This is a genomic window from Spirillospora sp. NPDC048911 (assembly GCF_043198015.1).
Lineage (GTDB): Bacteria > Actinomycetota > Actinomycetes > Streptosporangiales > Streptosporangiaceae > Spirillospora.
Genome location: NZ_JBICUD010000003.1, coordinates 1 through 24009, shown reverse-complemented (window position 1 = coordinate 24009; position 24009 = coordinate 1). Strand labels below are relative to the sequence as shown.

The 24009-nt window shown below is 73.6% G+C and carries 19 protein-coding genes and 1 pseudogene; 12 read left to right on the top strand and 8 right to left on the bottom strand.

Annotation, left to right across the window (positions count from 1 at the left end; all coding sequences use genetic code 11):
• Positions 1 to 577: 577 nt before the first annotated feature.
• Genes fabG through ACGFNU_RS14290 form a run of 4 tightly spaced genes read right to left on the bottom strand, consistent with a single transcriptional unit; the run spans position 578 to position 5917 of the window.
• On the bottom strand, positions 578 to 1282 hold the full coding sequence (fabG, locus tag ACGFNU_RS14305) for a 3-oxoacyl-ACP reductase FabG (RefSeq protein ID WP_392593579.1): 705 nt from the start codon (positions 1280 to 1282) through the stop codon (positions 578 to 580).
• Positions 1279 to 3654: a type I polyketide synthase gene (locus ACGFNU_RS14300; protein WP_392593578.1), complete on the bottom strand. Its 2376-nt coding sequence runs from the start codon at positions 3652 to 3654 to the stop codon at positions 1279 to 1281. Before ACGFNU_RS14300 ends, fabG begins: the two co-directional genes overlap by 4 nt.
• Positions 3651 to 4673, bottom strand: coding sequence for a beta-ketoacyl synthase N-terminal-like domain-containing protein (locus ACGFNU_RS14295; RefSeq protein ID WP_392593576.1), 1023 nt, complete (start codon positions 4671 to 4673; stop codon positions 3651 to 3653). The genes ACGFNU_RS14300 and ACGFNU_RS14295 overlap by 4 nt, the downstream gene beginning before the upstream one ends.
• The gene (locus ACGFNU_RS14290) at positions 4670 to 5917 is read right to left on the bottom strand and encodes a beta-ketoacyl-[acyl-carrier-protein] synthase family protein (protein ID WP_392593574.1); all 1248 of its coding nucleotides are present in this window, start codon (positions 5915 to 5917) and stop codon (positions 4670 to 4672) included. The genes ACGFNU_RS14295 and ACGFNU_RS14290 overlap by 4 nt, the downstream gene beginning before the upstream one ends.
• 268 nt (positions 5918 to 6185) lie before the next feature.
• On the opposite strand from ACGFNU_RS14290, the gene ACGFNU_RS14285 reads away from it, so the two are divergent.
• Together ACGFNU_RS14285 and hutH are read left to right on the top strand one after the other, a co-directional pair.
• Entirely contained in the window at positions 6186 to 8000 is a 1815-nt protein-coding gene (locus tag ACGFNU_RS14285; RefSeq protein WP_392593572.1) for an AMP-binding protein, read from the top strand.
• 130 nt (positions 8001 to 8130) lie between these two features.
• Positions 8131 to 9777, top strand: coding sequence for a histidine ammonia-lyase (gene hutH, locus ACGFNU_RS14280; RefSeq protein ID WP_392593570.1), 1647 nt, complete (start codon positions 8131 to 8133; stop codon positions 9775 to 9777).
• Between the two features lie 70 nt (positions 9778 to 9847).
• Here hutH and ACGFNU_RS14275 read toward each other — a convergent pair whose 3' ends face one another.
• From ACGFNU_RS14275 to ACGFNU_RS14260, 4 genes are all read right to left on the bottom strand, one after another.
• Positions 9848 to 10954 carry an acyltransferase domain-containing protein gene (locus ACGFNU_RS14275; RefSeq protein ID WP_392593568.1) on the bottom strand — a complete coding sequence of 369 codons (1107 nt, stop codon included), beginning with the start codon at positions 10952 to 10954 and terminating at the stop codon, positions 9848 to 9850.
• A gap of 120 nt (positions 10955 to 11074) precedes the next feature.
• The gene (locus tag ACGFNU_RS14270; RefSeq protein WP_392593566.1) at positions 11075 to 12181 is read right to left on the bottom strand and encodes an inositol-3-phosphate synthase; all 1107 of its coding nucleotides are present in this window, start codon (positions 12179 to 12181) and stop codon (positions 11075 to 11077) included.
• A 2-nt stretch (positions 12182 to 12183) separates the two neighbouring features.
• Positions 12184 to 13302, bottom strand: a complete 1119-nt coding sequence (locus ACGFNU_RS14265; RefSeq protein WP_392593565.1) for a DegT/DnrJ/EryC1/StrS family aminotransferase — start codon at positions 13300 to 13302, stop codon at positions 12184 to 12186.
• A gap of 2 nt (positions 13303 to 13304) precedes the next feature.
• Positions 13305 to 13568, bottom strand: coding sequence for an acyl carrier protein (locus ACGFNU_RS14260; RefSeq protein ID WP_392593564.1), 264 nt, complete (start codon positions 13566 to 13568; stop codon positions 13305 to 13307).
• A 129-nt stretch (positions 13569 to 13697) separates the two neighbouring features.
• Between ACGFNU_RS14260 and ACGFNU_RS14255 the strand changes: the two genes are divergently transcribed.
• The 10 genes and pseudogenes from ACGFNU_RS14255 to ACGFNU_RS14210 all read left to right on the top strand — a co-directional run.
• Positions 13698 to 14564 (top strand): inositol monophosphatase family protein, encoded by an 867-nt coding sequence (locus ACGFNU_RS14255; protein WP_392593562.1) that lies wholly within the window; start codon positions 13698 to 13700, stop codon positions 14562 to 14564.
• Positions 14565 to 14643: 79 nt separating this feature from the next.
• On the top strand, positions 14644 to 15303 hold the full coding sequence (locus ACGFNU_RS14250) for a response regulator transcription factor (protein ID WP_392593560.1): 660 nt from the start codon (positions 14644 to 14646) through the stop codon (positions 15301 to 15303).
• Between the two features lie 139 nt (positions 15304 to 15442).
• On the top strand, positions 15443 to 16093 hold the full coding sequence (locus tag ACGFNU_RS14245; RefSeq protein WP_392593558.1) for a sulfotransferase family protein: 651 nt from the start codon (positions 15443 to 15445) through the stop codon (positions 16091 to 16093).
• An 8-nt stretch (positions 16094 to 16101) separates the two neighbouring features.
• Positions 16102 to 17451, top strand: a complete 1350-nt coding sequence (locus ACGFNU_RS14240; protein WP_392593557.1) for an MATE family efflux transporter — start codon at positions 16102 to 16104, stop codon at positions 17449 to 17451.
• A gap of 62 nt (positions 17452 to 17513) precedes the next feature.
• Positions 17514 to 18554: a type III polyketide synthase gene (locus tag ACGFNU_RS14235; RefSeq protein WP_392593555.1), complete on the top strand. Its 1041-nt coding sequence runs from the start codon at positions 17514 to 17516 to the stop codon at positions 18552 to 18554.
• Positions 18555 to 18556: 2 nt separating this feature from the next.
• Positions 18557 to 19372, top strand: a complete 816-nt coding sequence (locus tag ACGFNU_RS14230) for a thioesterase II family protein (protein WP_392593553.1) — start codon at positions 18557 to 18559, stop codon at positions 19370 to 19372.
• A complete protein-coding gene (locus ACGFNU_RS14225; protein WP_392593551.1) occupies positions 19369 to 20784 on the top strand; it encodes an arylsulfotransferase family protein in 1416 nt (471 codons plus the stop codon). The genes ACGFNU_RS14230 and ACGFNU_RS14225 overlap by 4 nt, the downstream gene beginning before the upstream one ends.
• On the top strand, positions 20781 to 22163 hold the full coding sequence (locus ACGFNU_RS14220; protein ID WP_392593550.1) for a condensation domain-containing protein: 1383 nt from the start codon (positions 20781 to 20783) through the stop codon (positions 22161 to 22163). The genes ACGFNU_RS14225 and ACGFNU_RS14220 overlap by 4 nt, the downstream gene beginning before the upstream one ends.
• A complete protein-coding gene (locus tag ACGFNU_RS14215; RefSeq protein WP_392593548.1) occupies positions 22160 to 23914 on the top strand; it encodes a glycoside hydrolase family 3 protein in 1755 nt (584 codons plus the stop codon). Before ACGFNU_RS14220 ends, ACGFNU_RS14215 begins: the two co-directional genes overlap by 4 nt.
• Positions 23914 to 24009 (top strand): annotated as a pseudogene (locus ACGFNU_RS14210) (sulfate adenylyltransferase small subunit); the annotation flags it as partial. The gene ACGFNU_RS14215 and the pseudogene ACGFNU_RS14210, both read left to right, overlap by 1 nt.

Sequence of the window (24009 nt, the reverse complement as noted above, 5' to 3'; positions counted from 1 at the left end):
CGCGGCGCGCGCCGCGCCCCCCGGGCGGGCGCGGGGCCCCCCCCCCCCCCCCCCCCCGGGGCGCGCCCCCCCCCCCCCCCCCCCCCCCCCGCCCGAACCGCGAGGTCGTGCGATCCGACAGCGCCCCGGCGACGGGGGAGGAGACGATCGCGGCGATGGCGCCCAGGGCGACCACCAGTCCCAGGTTCCAGACCTTGTGCCGTGGATCCAGGGCGGCGATTTTATCGGGCAGCAGAATTTGCGCGGACCCGAGAAGACCGGCCCACATGCCGAGCGTGACGAGAAAGAAAGTAAAAACCCACAACCGTTGAATTGGCGGGGTCGGAACGTGCGGGGTCGTTGAGGACGTGGCCGTGAGGGAGCTGTCCATTCGTAACCTTGCCACTGGGAGCGCGCAGCTTCAGGCCACCTGGGCGGGCGAACGGGCGCGCACAAGTGGCCCGCATGAGCTGCATGGCCTGACCGAATTACGGCCAGTCTAGGTATTTATTACGAATTCTTACGGCTCGAACCGCCACTCTGTCCGGCTGTGGTCAGGAGTGGCGAACCGGGAACTCCATCCCTTTTGGACGCGGCGTCAGTGCCCCAGGCTCCCGCCGCCGTCGATGGTGATCACCTGGCCGGTCACGGCCGCGGCCGGCCCGGACGCCAGCCAGATCGCCGCCGCCGCGACCTCGTCGAGCGTGGCGGTGCGCCCGAGCGGCACCTCGGCGAGGATGTGGTCCTTGTACTTGGTGACGACCTCGCTCGTCATGTCGGTGTCCAGCAGCCCGGGCGCGATCACGTTCGCGGTGACGCCCCGGGTCGCCACCTCGCGGGCCAGCGACCGGGCGAGGCCGATCAGCCCGGCCTTGCTGGCGGCGTAGTTGGTCTGGCCCGCGTGCCCCTTCAGCCCGGCCACGGACGAGATGAAGATCATCCGGCCCCGGCGCAGCCGGATCATGTCCGGCACGGCGGCCTTGGCCACCCGGTACGCCCCGGTCAGATTGGTGTCGATCACGCGGCTGAACGACTCCTCGCGCATCCGCAGCAGCAGCGCGTCGTCGTTGATACCGGCGTTGGAGACCAGCACCTCGACCGGTCCCTGCGCCTCCTTGATCTCCTTGAACGCCTGCGTGACCTGCTCGGAGTCGGTGACGTCGCAGTTGACGCCGAACAGCCCGTCAGGGGCGCCGGAGCCACGGTGGGTCACCGCGACCGCGTCGCCCGCCGCCGCGAACGCCCGCGCGATCGCGAGGCCGAGGCCGCGGTTGCCTCCGGTGACGAGCACGGAACGGCTCATGAGCTTCCTCCAGGGTGCGGGGCGGACGGGGCGGCGACGGCCGCCGACAGGTCGCCGCCTTCGCCGATCGGGTGGTTCCACCACCAGCGCCCGGTGGCGGCGAAGCCGTACGGGGTGAGCCGGTGCCGGACCCGCTGCCCGGGGTCGTACAGCCGGTCCCAGTCGGGATCGAGACCGTCCCGGTAGAGCGCCGCGATGACCTCGAGGAGACCTTCGAAGGACGGCGACACGCGCAGGCCTCCGGTTCGCTCGCCGACGATCTCGATCACGCGGGCCGGTCTGGTCTCCAGCGCGGCCGCGAGCGCGGCGTCGAACCCGGCGCCGCCGGCCGGGCGCTCCGACCAGAACGCGGCGTTCAGCGGCTCGTCGCCGAGCGGCGCGTCCCGGCGGGCCGAGTAGAGCGGGGTGGACGGCGCGAGGTAGGTGAGGCCGGCGGCGACACTCGCTCTCGCGTCGTCCGGCGCGGCCACGAGGCGGCAGGCGTCGCCGAGTTCGAGGATCCCGGCCAGCGCGGCCGCGGCGTACTCGCCCGCTCCCTCTCCGAGGATCCAGGCCGGGCGGACGCCCACGTCGAGGAGCGTTCGGCCCAGCGCCCACGTGATGGCGAAGACGACCGGATCCGTGGCGGCCGGCACGGCGCCGGGCGGCTCGTCACCGGAGAGCGCCGCGTCCCGCACGGACCAGCCGAGCCGGGGGAGGAGCGCCGCGTCGACCGTGGCGAGCGCCTCCCGGTACACCGCCAGCTGATCGTGCAGGTCACCGGACACGCCCGACTGCCCCGCCGCCCCGGAGAGCACCCATCCGGTCATCGGCTTCGGAACGGCCCGGCCGGAACGCGCGGCGAGCGCGGCGTCGTCCTCGGCGGCCGCCGCCAGCGCCGCCACCGCGCGGTCCCGGTCGAACGCGGGCAGCGCGAACCGCACCGGCCCGGAGGCCTTCACCTGGTTGGTCGTCCAGCTCAGCGCCGCGAGCCGGCCGGCCGGCCGGGACGCGACGTCCTGCGCCAGCCGCCGGACGGCGCCGCGCAGGCTGGTGACGTCCCGCGCGGACACGGTCAGCAGGCCGCCGCCGGGCCGCCCGCCGTCCGGCGGCCGCGGTGCCCGCTCGGGGGCGGTGCCCAGCACGATGTGCGCGTTGGTGCCGCCGAGCCCGAATCCGCTGACACCGGCGAAGACCTCGCCGTCGGGCAGCGGCGTCGGGTCCTTGACCAGCGCGAGCCCGTTCGCCGCCAGCTTGAGCCGCGGGTTCTCGCTGTCGGCGAAGCGGCTCGGCGGGAGGACGCGGTGGTGCAACGCCAGCGCGGTCTTGATCAGGCCCGCGATGCCGGCCGCGCCTTCGGCGTGCCCGATGTTGCCCTTGATCGAGCCGATCGCGCACGGCCGGTCGCGGGGGACGCCGTGCACCTTGCCGAGGGCTCTGGCCTCCAGCCGGTCGCCCAGCAGGGTCCCGGTGCCGTGCGCCTCCACGTAGGCGACGTCCTGCGGCCGGACGCCCGCGCTGCGGTACGCGTCGGCGATCACGGCCCGCTGCGCGTGCGGGTTGGGCGCGGTGACGGTCGTGCTGCGGCCCCCGTGGTTGACCGCGCCGCCCTTGATGACGGCGTAGATCGGCAACCCGTCGGCGACGGCGTCGGCCAGCCGGCGCAGCACGAGCACCGCCACCCCCTCCGCGCGCCCGAACCCGTCGGCCTTGGCGCTGAACGGCTTGCACCGGCCGTCCGGCGAGGCGACCTTGGCCTGCGCGAAGTAGATGCTGGACGACGGTGTGATGAACAGGTTCACCGAGCCCACCAGGGCCTGGTCGCACAGGCCGGTGCGGAGCGCGGCGCACGCCTGCTCGGTCGCGACCAGCGAGGACGAGCAGGCGGTGTCGATCGCCATGCTCGGGCCGCTCAGGTCGAGTTCGTAGGAGATCCGGTTGGCCGCGATCGCGTAGCCGTTGCCCGAGCCGACATGGCCGGTGATGGTCTGGAAGTTGGTCATGAGCAGGCTCATCCACTCCGAGCCCATGATCCCGACGTAGACGCCGGTCTTGCTGCCGGCCAGCGACCGCGGGTCGAGCGTGGCGTCCTCCACGGCACGCCACGCGGTCTGCAGCAGCAGCCGCACCTGCGGGTCGGCGACCTCGGCCTCCTCCGCGGCGAAGCCGAAGAACTCGTGGTCGAAGGCGTCGGCGTCGTCGATGAAGCCGGCGTACCGGGTGTTGACCTTGCCGCGCCCGCCTTCCGGGTCGTAGTAGACGTCGGCGTTCCAGCGGGACTTGGGCACCTCGATCACGCCCTCCCCGCCGCGCATCAGCAGGTCCCACAGCGCGGCGGGGTCCGGCGCCTTGGGAAAGCGGCAGTCGATGCCGACGATCGCGATGTCCGTCATGCTCCTGGTCCTCCTTCGTCTCCGCCGGGGCCGGCGGTCCGCAGCAGGCAGCACATCGCGTGCCCGTCGGGGTCGATCGTGGTGATCAGCGCGAGGTCGCCGCCGCCCGCGGCGATCGCGGCGGCGAGCTGGAACGCCGCCGCCGCGCCGAACGCGTCGCCGACGATCGCGCCGGGGCGGACGGTCCGGGCATGCGCGAGACCGTGCGGGTCGGCGTCCTCGGTCCCGCCGGGCACGATCAGGCCGACGTCCCCGAGGCCGGCCCCGGCGGTGGCCAGCGCCCGGCGCACCGAGGCGGCGAGCACGCCGGCCGCGTCGCGCGGCTCGGCGAACACGCCGCCGTCCACCGCGAGGATCTCCGCGAGGACCGGCCGGCCGCCGGCCCGCGCACGCTCCGCCGGCTCGACGAGGAACGCGCCGCAGCCTTCGGTGACGGTGCCCTTGATGCCGGCCGCCTCGGCGATGGCGACGCGCCGTTCGTTCAGGTCCTCGTAGGCGCCGCACACCACCGCGTCGGCCCGGTCCCGCGCGAGCAGCAGCCCCGCGTACCGGAGCGCCGCCAGCCCGGTGGCCCGGCCCGCCGTCACGGTCGCGTTCGGTCCCTGGAGGTCGTAGGCGATCGCGGCCTGCGCGCTCGCGTAGTTCATCACGCAGGCGGGGACGAGCGCGGGGTTGACGTTGTCGGGCCGGGGACGGGTCAGCGAGTCCCGGGTGAGGGTCATCGACTGGTCGATCCCCGACGCCCCGCTGCCGAGGACGAGCGCCCGCCGGTCCGGCGCCCATCCCGCGAGGACGTCGTCGCCGAGAAGCGTCCCGATCGTGGCGAGCGCCATCGCGGAGGGCCGGTCGATCAGGCGGACGGGGCGGCCCGCCCCCTCGGGCGGCTCGGTGTGGAAGTCCTCGACCCGGCCGCCCGGCACCGGGCGGTCCGCGCGGATCGCCGCGCGGAACGGCTCGACTCCGATGCCCGCCGGCGACATCAGGGACATGGCCGAGATGACGCCCTTCGCCGCGGTCATGCTGCGTCTCCTTCGCTGTCTCCCTCTCGCAGGGAGTCCGGGTGCCGCAGCACGACCGCCGCGTTGTTGCCACCGACTCCGAGCGAATTGACCAGGGCGGTCCGCACGCGGGCGGTCCGTGCCTCGCCGGGCACGCAGTCCACCGGGCATTCGGGGTCGGGCGTGACGAAGTTGACGGTCGGCGGGATGAAGCCGTGCCGCATCCCCAGGATCGCCGCGATGCACGCGTGCGCGCCCGCCGCTCCCTGGGTGTGGCCGATCATCGACTTGAGCGCGGTGACCGGCGGGGGCGCGGCGCCGAAGACGTCGGCCAGCACGGCGGACTCCATCGCGTCGTTGATCTTGGTGCCGGTGCCGTGCGCGAAGACGACGTCCACGTCACCGGGGGTGCTCCCGGCATCGCGCAGGGCCTGTGACAGGCACTGCGCGACGCGTTCCCGCTTCGGCCTGGTGGGGTGCTCGGCGTCGCAGTTGAGCCCGAACCCGGCGACCTCGGCCATGATCTTCGCGCCACGCCGCCGCGCGTGGCCGAGGGTCTCCAGGACGAGCATCCCGGCGCCCTCACCGAACATGAACCCGGTCCGGTCGCGGTCGAACGGGCTGCACTTCTCCGGGGCCCAGGCCCGCAGCCGGTAGAACCCGGCGAAGGCCATCCGGCTCACCGAGTCGGCGCCGCCGCAGACGGCGAACTCGGCCTCCCCGTTCCGCAGCGCGTCCAGCGCGTGGCCGACCGCGTAGTTGCCCGCGGCGCAGACCGTCGGGATGGTCACGGCCGCGACGTTCGACAGGCCCAGCTCCGCGGCCACCGCCACCGGCAGGCGGCCCGGATGGACGCGCCTCGCCAGCGCGGTCGGGAGCCGGTCGAGCCCGCCCGCGACCTCGGCGGCGGCCAGCGCGTCCACGTCGAGCGATTCGCCGCAGGTCGTGCCCACCGCGATGACGCCGCGTTCGTCGCGCACCGACGCCGGATCGAGGCCGGCGTCGGCCATCGCCATCCGCGCGGCGGCCGCGGCCTGCGCGCCGACCTTGCCGAACCCGCCGGGCTCGATCCGGCGCAGCAGCGTCTGCGGATCGAGGCCGGGAACCTCGTAGGCCCGCGCGGTCCGGAAACCCGTGGTGTCGAAGCCGCTGATGGGGGAGGCGCCGCAGGCGCCCGCCCGCAGAGCGGTCAGGAAGTCGTCGCGCCCGACCCCGATGCTGGAGATGACACCGAATCCGGTGACGACGACCCGAGGCTCGTGCATCGTTGTCCCCTCGACGAAATTCGGCGGAGTGGAAACGAGCATCGCCAATTCAGCCGGAATCGGAGAAGGGGCGTCCGCGCGCCCCATCGCGCTGCCCCCATGGGCATGCCTGCCCGGGCATGGCCGGAACGCTGACCTGCGCGGACAAAGGGCCGTCGATAAAACGGTGACCGAAGTCGCACCTTTCGCGCACCCAGCGTGTCTGTTTAAGGTGCCGGGAAAAGTCGGGCGGTGACGCCATTCTCGCGGCTGGAATGAGGCGGTAGATGTGAGCGCGGAGACAGCACACGCGGACCAGGTGTTCGCGCGGCCGGACATCGAGGCGAGGCATCGCCCGGACGGCAGCGTGCTGCTGTCGTCCACCGTGCCGCTGGGTCCCTACGACGCCGACCTGGCGCGCCCGCTGCGCCGGTGGGCCGCGGAACGGCCCGGCGCGGTGCTGGCCGCCGAACGGTGGTGCGGCGAGTGGGAGGAACTGACCTACGGCGAGGCGCTGGCGCGCGCGGAGTCACTGGGCGAGGCCCTCCTCGGCCTCGGGCTGGGGCCGGACCGCCCGCTCATGGTGGTGTCGGGCAACTCGCTGCGCCATCTCCAGCTCACCCTCGCCGGCTACGTCTCGGGGATCCCGGTGGTGTCGCTCAGCACCGCGTACTCGCTGACCGGCGGCCACGAACGGCTGCGGCTGGTCACCGGCATCGCCCGGCCCGGCGCGGTGTACGCCGAGGACGGCCGGCAGTACGGCGCGGCGCTGGCGGCGATCGCCGAGTCGGTTCCGGTCGCGATCGTCGGCAGGGACGACCGGGACCAGCCCGGCCCGCCCCTCGCCGGCCTGGTGCCCTTCGACGAACTGCTGCGGGCCGAGCCGGGCGAGCGCCTCCGCGCCGCGGGCGCGGCGGTCACCCCGGACTCCGTCGCCAAGATCTTCTTCACCAGCGGCTCCACCGGGCGGCCCAAGGCCGTGCCCAACACCCATCGCATGCTCTGCGCGGTGCAGCAGATGATGCGGCAGGTCTGGCCGTTCCTCGCCACCAGCCGGCTCACGCTCGTCGACTGGCTGCCCTGGAGCCACACCTTCGGCGGCAACCACAACCTGCACATGGTCCTGACGAACGGCGGCACCCTCCACATCGACGGCGGCGGGCCGACGCCCGAGCTCTTCGCGCGCAGCCTGCGCAACCTCGCCGACATCTCGCCGAACGTCTACTTCAACGTGCCGGCCGGCTTCGGGCTCCTGGCGGACGAGCTGGAGCGCGACTCGGTGCTCGCCAAGGGCTTCTTCGCCCGGCTCAACCTGCTGTTCAGCGCGGGCGCCCCGCTGCCCGAGGCGCTGCGGGCGCGCATGTTGCGGCTGGCGGCGCAGTTCTGCGACCGCGAGATCCGCTTCACCTCGTCGTGGGGCATGACCGAGACGGCGTCGGCGGTCACCTCGGCCCATCTGGACATCGACGTGCCGGGCGCGATCGGGGTGCCGCTGCCCGGGATCAGGCTCAAGCTGGCCCCGGTCGACGGGCGGCTGGAGCTGCGCGCCGCCGGGCCCACGGTGATGCCCGGCTATCTGGACGATCCCGAGCGGAGCTCCGAGGCCTTCGACGCGGAGGGCTTCTACCGCACGGGCGACGCCGGGCTGCTGGTGGACGACGCGGACCCGGGCCGTGGCCTGGTGTTCGAGGGCCGGCTCGGCGAGGACTTCAAGCTGGCCAACGGGACCTGGGTCCGGGTCGGGTCGCTGCGTGCGGCGCTGCTCGCGGCGATCGGCGACGAGCTCGCCGAGGTGGTCATCACCGGCTCCGGCCGGACCCAGGTCGGGGCGCTGGCGTGGCCCCGGCGCGCGGGCGATCCGGTGCCGCTGCGCCGCCGGCTCGCCGAGGCGCTGGCCCGGTTCAACGCGGGCCGGCGGACCTCGCGGCGGGTCGAGCGGATGGTGCTGCTCGCCGAGCCGCCGGACCGCGAGGCGGGGGAGCTGACCGACAAGGGGGCGGTGAGCCAGCTCGAGGTGCTGCGGCACCGGTCGGCCCAGGTCGAGCTGCTCTACCGCGACCCGCCCCCGGCCGAGGTGATCATGTCGGCCGACCACGCCGACTGACCCGGCCCCGCGCTGTGGCAGGCATGCCCATCCAGGCAGCGCGGGAGCGCGGCGGCTCAGGGATTACCCGCGGCGGGCCCGCTGATCAGACTTCCGGTACCGGCTGCCGCAACCAGAATGGGGTGTGCACATGGCGGACACGCTCTCCGCTCCGTACGCAGAACGGACCGAACCGTCGCCGCTGCTGCTCGACGGCCACCGGCTGACCCTGACCGAGACGGTCACGGTCGCGCGGGGGCCCGACCGGCCGCGGACGGGAATCGCCGACCGGGCCGTCGGGCGGATGCGCGCCACCGCCACGGCCAAGGACGACCTCATCGCGGCGGGAGTGCCGATCTACGGTGTGACGGCGGGCTTCGGCGACAGCAACACCCGGCAGATCCACGGCGTCAAGGGCGCCGCGCTCCAGCAGAACCTGCTGCGCTTCCTCAACTGCGGGACCGGGGACGCGGCCGCGCAGGACGTCACGCGGGCGACGCTGCTGATCCGGGCCAACTGCCTGGCGCGCGGCTACTCCGCGATCCGGCCGCGGGTCGTCGAGCTGCTGCTGGACTGCCTCAACCACGACATCCTGCCGATCATCCCCGAGCGCGGGTCGGTCGGCGCGAGCGGCGACCTGGTCCCGCTCAGCTACGTGGCCCGCATGCTGACCGGCGAGGGCGAGGTGCTGCACGCCGGTGAACGGCGGCCGGCGGCCGCCGCGCTCGCCGCCGCCGGGCTGACCCCGGTGGAGCTCGAGTCCAAGGAGGGGCTGGCGCTCGTCAACGGCACCTCGTTCATGGCGGGGTTCGCCGTCCTCGCCGCGCACGACGCGCTGGAACTGGCGTTCGCCGCGGAGCTGTGCACGGCGCTGGCGAGCCAGGTGCTGCTCGGCAACCCGGCGCACTTCGACGACTTCCTCTTCCGGCAGAAGCCGCACGAGGGCGTGCTCACCAGCGCGCGCAACGTCCGGGTGCTGCTGGACGGAGGGGAGTCCGCGGGCGGCGCGCCGGGCGCGGACGGCGAGTGGGCGGGCGACGGATACCGCCAGCTCGAACGGCCCATCCAGGACCGCTACTCGATCCGGTGCGCGCCCCACGTCGTCGGCGCCCTGCGCGACACGCTGACCTGGGCCGGGCAGATGCTGGAGATCGAGGTCAACTCCTCCAACGACAACCCGCTGTTCCACCCTGAGGGGCGGGTGCTCAACGGAGGCAACTTCTACGGCGGGCACGTCGGCCAGGTGATGGACTCACTGAAGATCGCCGTCGCCAGCGTCGCGGACATGCTCGACCGCCAGCTCGAACTGGTGGTGGACGAGAAGTTCAACAACGGGCTGACCCCCAACCTCATCCCGCGCTACGAGGCCGGGAGCTGGGACTCGGGCCTGCACCACGGCTTCAAGGGGATGCAGATCAGCGCGTCCTCCCTGGTGGCGGAGGCGCTCCGCTGGACGACCCCGGCGACGTCGTTCTCGCGCTCCACCGAGGCCCACAACCAGGACAAGGTGAGCATGGGCACGATCGCGGCGCGGGACGCGCGCTCGATCGTGGAGCTGGCCCAGGAGGTGGTGGCGATCCATCTGATCGCGCTCTGCCAGGCCGCCGACCTGCGCGGGCTGGAGCAGCTGAGCCCGGCCACCGCCGCGGCCCACACGCTCGTCCGCAAGGTGACGCCGTTCCTGGAGGGCGACCGCCCGCTCCAGGACGACATCCAGCGGGTCGCCGAGCTCGTCCGCTCGGGCGAGCTGCGGCGGGCCGTGCCCATCGACGTCGCCGGAATGCCGTCGCAGGACTGAGCGGCTCCACACCCGGCACGGAACAGCGCCCCTCGGCAGCCACTGGCCGCCGAGGGGCGCTGTCGTCCGTTCAGCGCGGCTGGACCCGGAAACGCCGTTGCTGCCACGGCTGGGCGGGCAGCGGAACAGGGAGCTCGGCCTTGGCGACACTGGCCCAGTCGGGATCGCGGCCCGCAGCGTAAACGCTGCCCAGCGCCGCCAGCAGCGTCTCGACCTCCGGCTGCCTGCGCACCAGGGAAGCGACGGCGGTCGCCGCCGAGCCGGCGGTCTCGATCGCGTCGCCGACCGCCGAGACCAGCAGCGGATGCGGGCTGATCTCGACGAACACGGCCGGATCGGCACCGGACAGAACGGACCGGACGGCGGCGGCGAAGCGCACCGGGCGCCGCACGTTCTCCATCCAGTACGAGCCGTCCAGCTCCGCGCCCTCGACCGGCCGGTCCCACACCGTCGAGTGCAACGGGATCCGGGGCGGCCGGGGCGCGATCCCGGCCAGCGCCGCGCCCAGCCGCTCCCGGATCGGCTCGACCTGCGGGCCGTGCGAGGCATAGCCGACGGCGACGCGGCGGCAGAACACGCCCCGTTCGCGCAGCGGCTCGACGATCCGCGCGATGGCCTCCGGGTCCCCCGACAGCACGGTGAAGCGGTCGCTGTTGAGGACGCCGGCGCACACCAGCTCCGCGTCGTCGCCGATCGCCTCCTCGGCCTGCTTCTCGCCGAGCCCGACCGCCCACATGGCGCCGACGGCGCCCAGGTCCTTCAGCAGCAGGCCGCGGCGGCACACGACCGCGGCGGCGCCGGCGACGTCGAGGGCGCCCGCCACGGTCGCGGCGGCGATCTCGCCCATGCTGTGCCCGATGATGAGGTCCGGCTCGATGCCCCAGTCCCGCCAGACCGCGGCGAGCGCCACCTGGAACGCCCACAGCGTCGGCTGGATCTCGTCCACGGCCGACAGCGGCGCGTCGCTCTCCAGGCGCCGGCGCGGCGACCAGCCGAGCTCCGCCTCGACCGCCGCGGCGCATGCGTCCAGGGTCCCGGCGAACACCGGGCTCGACTTCAGCAACTCCCGGCCCATGCCCACCCACTGGGCGCCCTGGCCCGGGAAGACGAACACCAGCCGGGGCGGCGGTCCGTCCAGCCGGCCGGCGATCGCCGGCGTGCCGTCGATCAACGTCATGTCCCTGCCTCCCTCTCCGTTCCAGCTTTTCGCCGGGCACGGAACGGGGACGGCCGGGCCGCTCGCGCGCGGCCCGGCCGTCCCCGTCCCCGGATCCGTCCTGGATCCGCCCGGATCATGTCAGTGCTCGTCGGCCATCCACCGGACGAGCCGCTCCCGGGCGATCTGGTCGGACTCCTGCGCCACCGCGTGCGGCGGAGCCTTGAACAACCACGCCGACGCCCACTCGTCGACGGCCGTGTCACCGCGGTCCATCGCGAGCTTGGCGATCCGGGCGGCGTCGATGACCACGCCCGCCGAGTTCGGCGAGTCGGGCACGGTCAGCTGGATCTCCATCTCGATCGGCGCGCCGCCGAAGCCGCGCCCCTCGCAGCGGATGAAGGCCTTCTTGGTGTCGCCCAGGAACGGCACGAAGTCCGAGGGGCCGATGTGGACGTTGTCGTCGGCCAGGTCACCGGCGTAGGCGTCGGTGACCGCGGAGGTCTTCGACTCCCGCTTGGAGGCCAGCCGCTCCTGCTCCAGCATGTTGTAGAAGTCCATGTTGCCGCCGACGTTCAGCTGGTACGTGCGGTCCAGGCTGATGCCGCGGTCGGAGAAGGCCCGGACCAGCACCCGGTGCAGGTAGGTCGCGCCGAGCTGGGACTTGATGTCGTCGCCGATGAGCGGCAGGCCCGCCGCGCGGAACGCCGTCCGCCAGCGTTCCTTGCGGGCGATGAAGACCGGCACGTTGTTGACGAACCCGACGCCCGCCTCCAGCGCGACCCCCGCCCACCACTCGGTGGCCTCCTGCGAACCCACCGGGAGGTAGTTGAGCAGCACGTCGACCTGGGCGGACCGGATCTGCTCGATGATCGTCGCGCGGTCCTCGTCGGTGTCGGAGGCGGCGAGCGTGATCCGTTCCCGGTACTTGGTCCCGGTGCCGTCCAGGGTGGGGGCCCGTTGCACGCGCACGTCGGCGCCGAGCGGGAGCAGGTCGCCCTGCGGGATGCCGATGTCGAGGTTCTGCCCGGCGGCGCGCGCGGACCAGAGATCCTTGCCGACCTTCTCGACGTCGACGTCCCAGGCGGCGACCGGTTCCAGGGCGCCGGCACCGTACGGGCCGACCGCCGGGAACATCAGCCCGGCGGTGAGGTCGGGCGCGGAGCGGTAGTACGCCGTGCCCTCGAGCAGGGCGCGGGCACAGTTCCCCACGCCGATGATGCCGACTCGAACGAGTGGAGTATCCATGTTCAGCTTCCTGCTGTCGTTTCCAGGATGCGGCAGACCTGCTCTACCTCATCGTCGGTCCAGGTCATGGGGGGAGCGGCCTCCGTGCCGAGGCACAGCGTGCCCGCGGCGGCGGCCTCGGTGACCGGCAGCTGCGCGCCGCCGGCCGGGGTGAAGGCCGGGTGGCGGTGCAGCGGCACCAGCCCCCAGCGGTGCGTCGGCACGCCGGCCTCGGTGAGGGCCCGTTCGAGCGCGGTGGCGCGGTCGCGGTCCCAGCCCGGCGGCCCGAAGCGGATCTTGTGCCAGGCGGGCCGGGCCGCCTGGCCCGGCGCCTGCCGCCACAGCCCGATCACGTCCAGCGTCCGGTGCACGCGATCGGTGACGTCGCGGGCCCGCGCCGCCCACCCGTCGAGCCGGTCCAGGCGATGGGCGACCATCACCATGGACGTCTCGGAGGGGCGCCAGTTGTGCCCGCCCGCCCACACCACGGCCGCGTTGGAGCGTGACTCGCCGGCCGGGACGCCGTAGTCGCGCAGTTCCCGGAGCCGCCCCGCGATCCCGGCGTCGTCGGTGGTGACGGCGCCGCCGTCGGGGGCGGCGATGAGCTTGGCGGAGGAGAACGACCAGGCGTGCGTGCCGGCCGCCCCGACGTGCCGCCCGTCCAGCGTGCTCCCGATGGACTGGCACGCGTCGGTCAGCACGGGCCGTACCGCGCCGCGCTCCCGATCGAGCCCGTGCGGGACGCCGTGCAGGTCGACCGCCACGACGATGTCCGCCGCGGGAACGTCCGCCGCGTGGCGGTCCGCCGGCGGCCCCAGCGTGAGGGTGTCCGGCCGTACGTCCGCGTAGACCAGGTCCGCGCCGATGTGCGCGGCTCCGGTGGCGGTGCCGGCGAACGTCAGCGCGGGCATCGCCACGCGGGTGCCGCGCTCGCAGCCCATCGCGTGCAGGGCCGCGTGCAGCGCCGAGGTGCAGCTGTTGAACGCCACCGCGTGGGGGGCGCCGGTCAGCTTCTCCATGCGGCGTTCGACCTCGGCGGTCCAGGGCCCGTCCGTCCAGATCCGCGAGCGTGCGACCTCGGCGAGGAGCTTCAGCTCGTCCTCGCCCGGTTCGGGCGGCCAGCGCCGCTGCCTGAGCTCCATCGTCACACTGCGGCGGTCTCGATCAGGAAGGCCGCCAGCTCGTCGATGGTCGGGTGGTCCCAGGCCAGGGTGGGTTCCACCACCAGGCCCATCTGGTCCTCGATGTCGTCGCAGAGTGTCAGCGCCGCCATGGAGTCCAGTCCCTGCGCCTCGAAGGTCGCCTCGGCGTCGATCTCGGCCGGGTCCTTCTCCAGGTACTCGGCGATCCGCTGGATCAGCCAGGTCCGCAGCTCGTCGGCGGATGTGGTCAGGGTCGACCCCGTCATACGGGCCTCCTCGCTTGCTCGGTGAGCCGGTCGCCGCCAGTGTCACCGCCGCGCCGAGGCCGCCGTCACCCCTGACCCGCCGCGCTTGTGCGATGCCTGGATGGGCATGCCCGGCGCTACGGTGACCGGATGGCGCTTCCGGATGAACGTGACGGCATTGACGTGGTGGCCCTGGTGGACGCGGCCGCGCGCGCCGCGAGGCGGGCGGGCGAAGAGCTGCTGGGGGTCTTCGAACGGGGCGTGGACGTGCGCGCCAAGGCCGGCACGCACGCGCACGACGTGGTCACCGACGCGGACGCGGCGGCCGAGGCGATGATCAGGGCGGACCTGGCCGCGGCCTGCCCGGGTTCGGTCGTGGTCGGCGAGGAGGCCGGTGCGGACGGGGACGTTCACGGCGGGCCGGACGTCCGCTGGTACGTCGACCCGATCGACGGTACGCACAACTTCGCCAGGGGCGTGCCGCTGTTCTGCGTCTCCGTCGGGCTGACCATCGGCGGGGAGCCGGCCGGAGGCTGCGTCTACGAGCCCGCACGCGACGAGATGTACACGGCGGCGGCCGGCGGCCCGCTGCTGCGCAACGGACGTCCCGTCGAGCAGCCGCCGCCGCGGGCTGTGCCGATGGTGCTGTCCGACGTGCCCCGTCCGGGCACGGCGCCCGAGCCTGCCGAAATGGAACTGCTGGCAGGCCTGGTGGCCGCCGCCGACGTGCGCCGGATCGGCTCGGCGGCCCTCGCCCTCGCCTACGTCGCGACCGGCCGGGTGGACCTGGCCGTCACGCCCGACGCCTTCGCGTGGGACTGCGCGGCCGGCCGTGTGCTGGTCACCGCCTCCGGAGGCACGTTCGTCGCGCTGCCCGACCCGCCGTCGGTCCATCGGCCGGGCGCCTTCGTCGCGTGGCGGCCCGAGCTGGCCGCGCTCGGCGCGCGGGTCGCGGGGTCGATCGCGAGGTTCCAGGATTCCGGCGGATGGCTGGAAGACGACAACCCTCTGGCCTGACCGATCCGCCGTCGCCTTTCATGGCAGAGCCCCGGACAAAAGGGCGTACTACAAGCCATACAAGGAGAGTGCGAGCGCGATGCCGGAAGACACCATGACCGACCGCCTGAACGTCGTCATCTATGTGCGCAACGTGGTCGTCGGGCACGGCCTGGAGGCCGTGCTGCACCTGCTGCCCCGCATCCGGTCGGTGAGCCACTGCACGACCCGGCCCTCGGCCGAGACGGCCGTCGCCGGGGGCGAGGTGGACGTGCTCGTCGTGACCAGCGTGGAGAGCGCGGTGGCCGCCGAGCTCTCCGCGGCATCGGCGCGCACCAAGGTGCTCCTGCTGCTCGACGAGACCGAGGCCGCCTCCGGCTCGTCGTTCGGCGGCGCCGCCGTCGCCGACGGTTTCCTCATCCAGCAGGACCTGACGGCGCCCGCCCTGGGCGAGGCGCTGGACCGGATGATGCTCGGCGAGATGCCGATGCCCGCCCGGGTGGGCCGCGAGCTGCTCGCCCGCGCGGGCTCGCCGGTCCCGTCCGGATCGGTGCGGCCCGCCGTCCTCACCCCGCGCGAGAACGAGACCCTGGTGCTGCTCGCCGAGGGGATGAGCAACAAGCAGATCGCGCGCCGGCTGTCGATCTCCGATCACGGGGCCAAGCGGCTGGTCACCAGCGTCATGCTGAAGCTCGGCGCGCCCAACCGCACCGCCGCCGTGGTGATCGCGATCAAGCAGGGGATGGTCCCGGCCGCCTGACCGGGCCTGGCAATCCGGATATGCACATTCGTCGCGCTGGTCGCGCGGCCATCGGTGGCTTACCCGGACCTTCCCCGACCGGCCACCGTGAGCGGAGCCGGGTGGACAGCCCGCCCGGCTCCGACCGGAGGAAGGCCTCATGCTCGAAGTCATCGGTGCCGGGTTCGGCCGTACCGGCACGTTCTCGCTCAAGGCCGCCCTGGAGACGCTCGGCTTCGGCCCGTGCCACCACATGCTCGGGATGCTGGAGCGCCCCGAGGAGATCCCGATGTGGCGGCGTGCCGCCCAGGGGAGCCCCGTCGACTGGGAGGAGGTGTACCGCGGGTACCGGTCGAGCGTCGACTGGCCCGGCGCCCGCTTCTGGCGGGACCTGGTCGCCCGGTACCCGAAGGCGAAGGTCATCCTCACCGTCCGCGACCCCCAGCGCTGGTACGACAGCGCCGCCGCCACCATCCACCGCGCCGCGGTCGACCCCGCCCCGGCTCCCACGCCGGTGATCCGGGACATGAAGACGATGTCCCGCGAGGTGGTGTGGGACGGCCAGTTCGGCGGGAAGTTCACCGACCCCGAGCACGCGATGCGGGTCTTCCGCGAGCACAACGACGCGGTGCGGCGGGAGGTCGAGCCGGAGCGGCTGCTGGTCTTCGAGATCGCCGACGGCTGGGAGCCGCTGTGCCGGTTCCTGGACGTCCCGGTTCCCGACGTGCCGTTCCCGCGCTCCAACGACAAGGACGAGTTCGACTCCAAGCTGCGCGAGCACGTCACCGGCGCCATGAGCACGGCGACCTGATTGTGTTCATGACACCGCAGCGGCAGCAGCTCGCCCGGCTCGCGGCGCCGATGGCGCTCGCGCAGCTCCTCGCCATCCTGGTCCCGATCGTGATCGTCGCGATGATGGGCTGGATGGGCGAGGAGGCCATCCAGCTCCGCTCGCTCTACTTCCCGCTGGCGTTCCTGTTCTTCGCCGTGCAGATGGCCTTCGACGTGACCGCCCAGACCGTCATCGCGCGGCGGACCGGCCGCGGCGAGCACGACGTGGCCGCCACGCTGCTGACCGTGGGGATCCTCTGGCTCGCCGCGGGCGTCGTGCTCGGAGGCGGCCTCAGCCTGGGGGCGGGCGCCCTCGGCGACGTCCTCGGCGCGACCGCCCAGAGCAAGGACGACTTCGTGGCGTTCCTGCGGGAGATGTCGCTGGCCAACCTCACGCTGGCGTGGCCGGTGCTGTGCTCGGCGGTGCTGCGCGGCAGCGGCCGGGCGGGACCCGCCGCGGTGATCATGGCGGTGAGCACCACGGTGGAGATCGGCGCGCTGGCGGTGCTGGGCTTCGGCCTGGACCTCGGCGCCACCGCGCTGCCACTGGCCACCGCGCTGAACGGCCTGGTCGCCGGGGCGTACGGCACCGTGGCCCTGGCGCGCCGGGGACTGCTGAAGGGCTGGGGCTGGCGGGCCGAGGTACCGGGGTTCCTGCTGCGGGCCGGCGTGCCGGTGAGCCTGGTCAACTTCGTGATGTTCGGGATGAACTTCGCGTTCATCATGATCCTGACGCCGTTCGGGCCGAACGTCATCGCCGGGTTCGCCACCGCGACCACCGTCCAGAACCTGGTCATCATGCCGGGCATGGTGCTGGGGTCGGCGGCGGCGATCCTGATGAACCAGCGCCTCGGCGCGGGCGAGGGGCGGCCGCTGACCCCGGTGCTGACGGCGGCGCTGCAGCTCACGATCTCGGTGTACGCCGTGATCGTCCCGGTCCTGTGGCTGCTGCGCGACGTGATCGGCCACCTCACCGCCGAGAGCGACCGGGTGGCCGGCCAGACGGCGCACTACCTCGCGATCGTCGGGCCGAGCTATCTGGTGCTCGGCCTGGTGCTCACCGCGCTGATGGCGCTGGAGCAGACCGGCGGCGCGATGGTCGCGCTCGCCGGGGCCGTGTTCTACGTCGCCGGCTCGGTCGTCTTCGGCGCGCTGGCCAGTGCCGGCGCGGACGGCCCGACCCCGCTGTACGTGACGATCAGCGTCATGAACGCCACCGGGCTGCTGGCGATGATCGCGGGGGTCGCGTTCACCCGCCGCCAGGACCGGCGCAGGCTCCGGTCCGAGCCGGGGCCGGCCCGCGGCGCCGTCCCCGCGCCCGCTCTGGGGTCGGACTGATCCCGCCGCCCCGATCCGCCCCGCCGCGCCCGCCCGACCCACGATCACCGAGAGGGGCCGTCATGCCCACCGCCCGGATCACCAGCATCGCGTTCGGCTCCCCGCCGCAGGTCAAGATGGAGGAGTTCGCCGACTTCCTCGCCGGCGACGACGGCGCCGGCCATGTGGCGGAGATCGTCCGCAACTCGGCCATCGACGCCAAGGGGATGGCCGTGAACCCGATGGCCGACGACCCCCGCCACTGGAGCACCGCGCGGCGCATGGCGACGAGCCTCGCCCACGCCCGGGTCCTCGGCGCGGAGACGATCGGCCGGGCCCTGGACCGCGACGGGCTGGCCGTCGAGGAGGTCGGCCTGCTGGCCACGGCCACGACCACGACGCACTCCGCCCCGGGGCTGGACATGCTGGTGCACGAGACCGGCATGCGGCCCGGCACCGAGTTCCAGTCGCTCGGCCCGATGGGTTGTTACGCCGCGCTGCCCGCGCTGTCCACGGTCCGCAACTGGGTCGAGGTCCACCGGCGCCCGGCGGTGCTGCTCTGCGTCGACCTGTTCTCGCCGCACCTGCAGCCGCCGCCCTACGACAAGGAGCAGGCGGTGGTGCTCACCCTGTTCGGCGACGCGGCCTGCGCCGTCGTGGTGCGCCCGGGGGAGGAGGGCGTGCCGGGCCTGGACGTCGTCGACACCGAGATGCTCTACGTTCCCGAGTTCGCCGACGACCTGCAGGTCCACCTCGGGGACCACGGCCTGCACATCAGGCTGGCCCCGACCATGCCCGACGTGACGGCGTCGGCCGTGGCCGTTCCCACCGACCGGATGCTCGCCCGGCACGGCCTGCGCCGCGAGGACGTCCGCTGGTGGGCGCTGCATCCCGGCGGGCGGCGCATCATCGACCGGGTCGGCGAGGAACTGGACCTGCCGGCCGACTCCGTGGAGGTCTCCCGGGCGGTGATGCGCGAGTACGGCAACACCGCCGCGCCCGCGGTGCTCGGCGTGCTCGGGCGCCTGCACGACTCCCGCCCGCTCGCCGCGGGGGAGCACGGCGTCGCGCTGGCGTTCGGGCCGGGGGCCACCGTCTGGGCCGTCCTGCTGCGCGGCGCGTGACCATGACCAGCTCATCCAGGACCGACGCGTTCACGACCAGCGGCACCGGATGGTTCCGCCGGTTCCACCCGGCGGCGGCGGACGCGCCCCGGCTGCTCTGCTTTCCGCACGCGGGCGGATCGGCGAACTCCTACCACCGGCTGTCGGAGGCGCTGAGCCCGGACGTCGAGGTCATCGCCGTCCAGTACCCCGGCAGGCAGGACCGCCACCGCGAGCCGGTGCTCACCGACCTGCGGGAGCTGGCCGGCCTGATCCGCGCCGAGCTGCCCGTGCTGGGCCCGGCGCCCGCCTGCTTCGGCCACAGCATGGGCGCCATGGTCGCCTTCGAGGTGGTGCGCGACCTGGCCGGGCAGCCTCCGGTGCTCTTCGCCGCCGGGCGGCGGGCACCGTCGCGCAGCACCCAGTCCTGCGTCCATCCGATGAGCGACGCGGACATCCTCGCGGACGTCGAGCTGCTCGGCGGCATGGACGCCCGGCAGCTGCGGAGCCGGGCGCTCACCCGGCTGGTCCTGCCGGTGCTGCGCGGCGACTACGAGGCGATCGACACCTACCGGTACGAGCCGGGCCCGCCGCTGAGGTGCCCGATCGTCGTCCTGGCGGGCGACGAGGACCCGATGACGCCGGTCGAGGACGCGCTGGCGTGGTCGGACCACGGCGCGGCCGGCGGGGACTCGCACGTCCTGCCCGGCGGCCACTTCTTCGTCGACGCCCACCGGGACCGGATCGCCCAGATCATCCGCGCCCGCCTCGCCGTGACCGGTGGCGGGGCACACCGCCCGGACCTGCCCATTCTCAGCTCAGAGGAGAGTCACGCGTGATCCACACCGACCAGAGCCCCGCCCCGGGCGGGACGGCGACGGCGACCCTCGCGGCCCCGTCCGCCACCGCGCCGCTCCCGGCGGCGCCGGCCTTCGAGATCCTCCAGAACCGGCCGGGGACCGAACCCGGCGTCTACCTCACCACGCCGCAGAGCCCGCACGCCCTCGACGCCCCGCACGGGCCCCTCATCATCGACGGGCAGGGGCGGCCGGTGTGGTTCCACCCCGTGCCGGAGGGCGAGCTGGCCGCCGATCTGCGCGTGCAGCTCTACCGCGGCCGGCCGGTGCTCACCTGGTGGCAGGGCACCTTCCACGACATGAGCCACGGCCGCGGCGTCTGCCACATCGTCGACGAGACCTACCAGGTCATCGCCACGGTCAAGGGCTCCGTGCCGGCCGACCTCCACGAGTTCAGGCTGACCTCGCGCGGAACCGCGCTGCTCATGGCGTACGTGCCGCGCACGATGGACCTGAGGCAGGTGGGCGGCCCCGAGGACGGCCAGGTCCTCGACGGCGTCATCGAGGAGGTGGACATCGCCACCGGCACGGTGGTGTGGCGGTGGAACAGCCTCGACCACATCCCGGTGACCGAGTCCGACCTCCCGTACGGGATGCTGCCGCTGCCCTACGACTACCTCCACCTCAACTCGGTGGACGAGGACGCGAACGGCGACCTGCTCGTCTCGGGCCGCTACACCTCCGCCGTCTACAAGGTCGACCGGCGGACCGGCGAGGTCGTCTGGCGGCTCGGCGGCCGGCAGAGCACCTTCCCGCTCGGCACCGGCGTGCGGTTCGGCTGGCAGCACGACGCGACCTGGGCCGAGCCCGACGTCGTCAAGGTCTTCGACAACGCGACCGTCGACCTGTGGCCGGGCTGGGAGTCGCGGGTCGCCTGGATCCGGGTCGACGCCGCGCGCAACGAGACGACTCTCGTCCGCGACCTGACCCACCCCGACCACCTGTCCACGACGCTCGAGGGCGCCGCTCAGGATCTCCCCGGCGGGGGCACGATCGTCGCGTGGGGGCCGACCGGCCGGATCTCGGAGTTCGCGGCGGACGGGAGTCTGCTGTTCGACGCGCGACTGCCCGAGAAGTGGAGCTCGTACCGGGTCTACAAGTTCGCCTGGGACGGCCGTCCCGCCGACGCGCCGAACGCGGTCGTCCAGGACGGCGCGGTGCACGCGGTGTGGAACGGCGCGACGGACGTCGCCCGCTGGCGCCTGCTCGCCGGGTCCTCCGCGGACGCGCTGGAGCTGGTCGCGCACGCGGACTGGAACGGGCTGGACACGCCGATCGCGCTGCCCGGCACCGCGGGCGACGCGGCCTTCGTCCAGGTGGAGGCCCTCGACGGCGGCGGCGAGCCGATCGGCTCCTCGGCCGTCGTCCCCCTCGCGGAGGTGAGCGGCCGATGAGCGAGATCACCACGCACCGGGTGCCGTTCAAGGGCGAGCGCGCCGCGACCGGCCCGCTCACCTGGGGCCAGCTGGAGATGTGGTCCGAGGCCGTGATCGGCCAGGAGGGCGTCCCCACCTTCGCCAACATGATCAACGGTGGGTTCCTGCCGCCCGGCGCCACGGTCGAGCGGGTCCTCGACGCGCTCGGCCGGCTGATCGAACGGCACGAGTCGCTGCGCACCCGCTACCGGGTCGACGCGGACGGGACCCCCGTCCAGGAGGTGGTGGCCACGGGCGAGGCGGAGTTCCAGGTGGTCGCCATCGAGCCCGGCGCCGGCGCCGCCGAGATCATGGGCAGCTGGTGGCCCTATCTGGACCAGCCGTACGACCTCTCCGGCGGGGTTCCGTTCCGGGCCAGGATCGGCACGGTCGAGGGCGTCCCGGTGTCGATCCTCTACGGCATGTCGCACCTGTCGTCGGACTTCCTGGGCGCGACCGTCCTCTACGGCGAGCTGGTCGAACTGCTGGGCGGGACCGAACCGGCGGGGCCGCCCCTGCACCCGATCGACCTCGCCGAACTGGAGGGCTCCGAGGCCGGGCGGCGCGTGCTGGACAGGGCCCTGGGCCATTGGCACAGCGAGCTGTCCAAGGCTCCGGCCAGGATGTTCGACGGCGCCGGCGTCGCGCCCGCCGAGCCCCGCTACTGGCGTGGGGGGCTCCGCTCGCAGGTCGCCGCGCGCATGCTGGAGAAGGCGGCCGAGCGCACCGGTGCCGGTACCTCCTCCATCCTGCTCGCCGCGATGGCCGTCCTCGTCGGCCGGCTCACCGGCAAGGACCGGTGCGCGGTGCGCACGGTCGTGGGCAACCGCGGCCGCCCCGAGTTCCGCCGCGCGGTCGGCAACCTGAGCCAGGAGGCGCCGCTGGTCGTCGACCTGCGTGCCGGCACCTTCCAGGAGGTGCTGGAGACGGCCCGGCTGGCCTCGCTGCGCGCCGCGCGCAACGGCCGCTACGACCCGCGCCGCATCGCCCCGATCCTCGCCGAGCACGGAGTGGAGCTGGACGTCTGCTTCAACGACCTGTGGACGCCCACCTGGAACGGGGCCGCGCCGCAGGGCGGGGAGCCCGCGCCCTCCTCGTTCGAGTGGGAGGAGAAGGTCGACCGGGCGACCTGCTCCTTCTTCCTCGAGGCGTTCGCCGTCCCGGACGACCCGTCGGCGGTCCGGCTCAGCCTGTTCGCCGACACCGCGCACCTGCCGTCCTACGGCATCCGCGTCTTCCTGGACCGGCTCGAACGGCTCCTGACCACGCTGGCCGAGCGTGACGTCCGGCTGGACGAGATCGTCCTCGGCGACCCGCAGGGCGCCCCGGGCTGGGCCCTGCCCCACCCCGTCGCATGAGGCGCTACCAGGATCCGGCCCTGCCGGTCGCCGAACGCGTCGAGGACCTTCTCGCCCGGATGACCCTGGACGAGAAGATCGGGCAGATGACCCAGGCCGAACGGGTCGAGAGCGACGAGGCCGACGTCACCGCCTACCGGCTGGGGTCGGTGCTGTCGGGCGGCGGGTCGGTGCCGGAGCCGAACGCCCCCAAGACCTGGGCCGACATGTACGACGGCCTCCAGAAGGCCGCGCTGCGCACCCCGCTCGGCATCCCGATCCTGTACGGGGTGGACGCGGTGCACGGCCACGGCAACGTGGTCGGCGCGACGGTCTTCCCGCACAACATCGGGCTCGGCGCCACCCGCGACCCGGGGCTGGTCCGGGAGATCGGGGCGGCGGTGGCGCGCGAGGTCACCGGCACCGGGATCACCTGGAACTTCGCCCCCTGCCTCGGCGTCGTCCGCAACCCCCGATGGGGGCGGACCTACGAGTCGTTCGGCGAGCTGTCCGAGCTGCCGGTGGCCATGACGTCCTACATCGCCGGGCTGCAGGGCCCGCGCGTCGGCCCGCCGCCGTCGGTGATGGCGACCGCCAAGCACTACGTCGGCGACGGCGGGACCGACGACGGCGACGACCAGGGCGACACGCGGCTGTCCGAGGCCGAGCTGCGCGCCCTGCACCTCCCGCCGTTCCTGGCGGCGCTGCGGCTCGGGGTCGGCTCGATCATGATCTCGCTCAGCGCCTGGAACGGGGCGAAGGTGCACGGGCACCGCTACCTCATCACCGAGGTGCTCAAGGAGGAGCTCGGCTTCACCGGGATCGTGGTGTCCGACTGGAACGGGCTCGACGAGATCTTCGGACGGGAGGAGTTCACGGGCGAGGAGGTGCGCGCCGCGATCAACGCGGGGATCGACATGGTGATGGTCCCCGAGCGGTGGCGGCACTTCATCGACGTGCTCCGGGAGGAGGTCGAGGCGGGGCGGGTGCCCATGTCGCGCGTCGACGACGCCAACCGGCGCATCCTCACCAAGAAGTTCGAGCAGGGCCTGTTCGAGGATCCGCTGACCGACCGCTCCTACCTGGAGACGATCGGCTCGGAGGAGCACCGCGCCCTCGCGCGGCGGGCCGTGGCCGCGAGCCAGGTCGTCCTGAAGAACGAGGGCGGCCTGCTGCCGCTCGCCCCGGGCGCGCGGCGGATCCTCGTCGCCGGCCGCGCGGCCGACGACATCGGCATGCAGTGCGGCGGCTGGACCGTCACCTGGCAGGGGTCACCGGGCCCGATCACGGACGGGACGACGATCCTGGCGGGGATACGCGCCGCCGCGGGCCCCGCCGCCACGGTCGTCCACGATCCCGGGGGAACGGGCGCCGACTCGTCCTTCGACGTCGCGATCGCGGTCGTCGGCGAGGAACCCTACGCCGAGGACGAGGGCGACCTGCCCGGTGACATGGGCCTCGCGGCATGCGATCTCGAGGTCATCGCCAGGCTGCGCGAGGCGGGGGTACCGGTCGTGGTGGTGCTCGTCTCGGGCCGGCAACTGGACCTCGCCGCGGAGCTGCCCGGATGGGACGCGCTCGTGGCGGCGTGGCTGCCCGGCACGGAGGGCGACGGGGTCGCGGACGTCCTGTTCGGCGCCGCGCCCGCGACGGGACGGCTTCCGGTGACCTGGATGCGGTCCGCCGACCAGCTTCCGATCAACGACGGCGACGGGCAGGTCCCGCTCTTCCCGTACGGGTACGGGCTGTCCCTGGACTCGGGGGAGAGCTGATGTTGTCCCAGTTGGACGTGCTTGAGGCCGAGTCGATTCAGATCATTCGGGAGGTGGCCGCTGAGTTCGAGCGGCCGGTCCTGTTGTTCTCGGGT

Coding starts and splice junctions, on each gene's coding strand:
- fabG (WP_392593579.1), bottom strand. CDS start 1,282: ATGAGCCGTTCCGTGCTCGTCACCGGAGGCAACCGCGGCCTCGGCCTC.
- ACGFNU_RS14300 (WP_392593578.1), bottom strand. CDS start 3,654: ATGACGGACATCGCGATCGTCGGCATCGACTGCCGCTTTCCCAAGGCG.
- ACGFNU_RS14295 (WP_392593576.1), bottom strand. CDS start 4,673: ATGACCGCGGCGAAGGGCGTCATCTCGGCCATGTCCCTGATGTCGCCG.
- ACGFNU_RS14290 (WP_392593574.1), bottom strand. CDS start 5,917: ATGCACGAGCCTCGGGTCGTCGTCACCGGATTCGGTGTCATCTCCAGC.
- hutH (WP_392593570.1), top strand. CDS start 8,131: ATGGCGGACACGCTCTCCGCTCCGTACGCAGAACGGACCGAACCGTCG.
- ACGFNU_RS14275 (WP_392593568.1), bottom strand. CDS start 10,954: ATGACGTTGATCGACGGCACGCCGGCGATCGCCGGCCGGCTGGACGGA.
- ACGFNU_RS14270 (WP_392593566.1), bottom strand. CDS start 12,181: ATGGATACTCCACTCGTTCGAGTCGGCATCATCGGCGTGGGGAACTGT.
- ACGFNU_RS14265 (WP_392593565.1), bottom strand. CDS start 13,302: ATGGAGCTCAGGCAGCGGCGCTGGCCGCCCGAACCGGGCGAGGACGAG.
- ACGFNU_RS14260 (WP_392593564.1), bottom strand. CDS start 13,568: ATGACGGGGTCGACCCTGACCACATCCGCCGACGAGCTGCGGACCTGG.
- ACGFNU_RS14255 (WP_392593562.1), top strand. CDS start 13,698: ATGGCGCTTCCGGATGAACGTGACGGCATTGACGTGGTGGCCCTGGTG.
- ACGFNU_RS14250 (WP_392593560.1), top strand. CDS start 14,644: ATGCCGGAAGACACCATGACCGACCGCCTGAACGTCGTCATCTATGTG.
- ACGFNU_RS14245 (WP_392593558.1), top strand. CDS start 15,443: ATGCTCGAAGTCATCGGTGCCGGGTTCGGCCGTACCGGCACGTTCTCG.
- ACGFNU_RS14240 (WP_392593557.1), top strand. CDS start 16,102: ATGACACCGCAGCGGCAGCAGCTCGCCCGGCTCGCGGCGCCGATGGCG.
- ACGFNU_RS14235 (WP_392593555.1), top strand. CDS start 17,514: ATGCCCACCGCCCGGATCACCAGCATCGCGTTCGGCTCCCCGCCGCAG.
- ACGFNU_RS14230 (WP_392593553.1), top strand. CDS start 18,557: ATGACCAGCTCATCCAGGACCGACGCGTTCACGACCAGCGGCACCGGA.
- ACGFNU_RS14220 (WP_392593550.1), top strand. CDS start 20,781: ATGAGCGAGATCACCACGCACCGGGTGCCGTTCAAGGGCGAGCGCGCC.
- ACGFNU_RS14215 (WP_392593548.1), top strand. CDS start 22,160: ATGAGGCGCTACCAGGATCCGGCCCTGCCGGTCGCCGAACGCGTCGAG.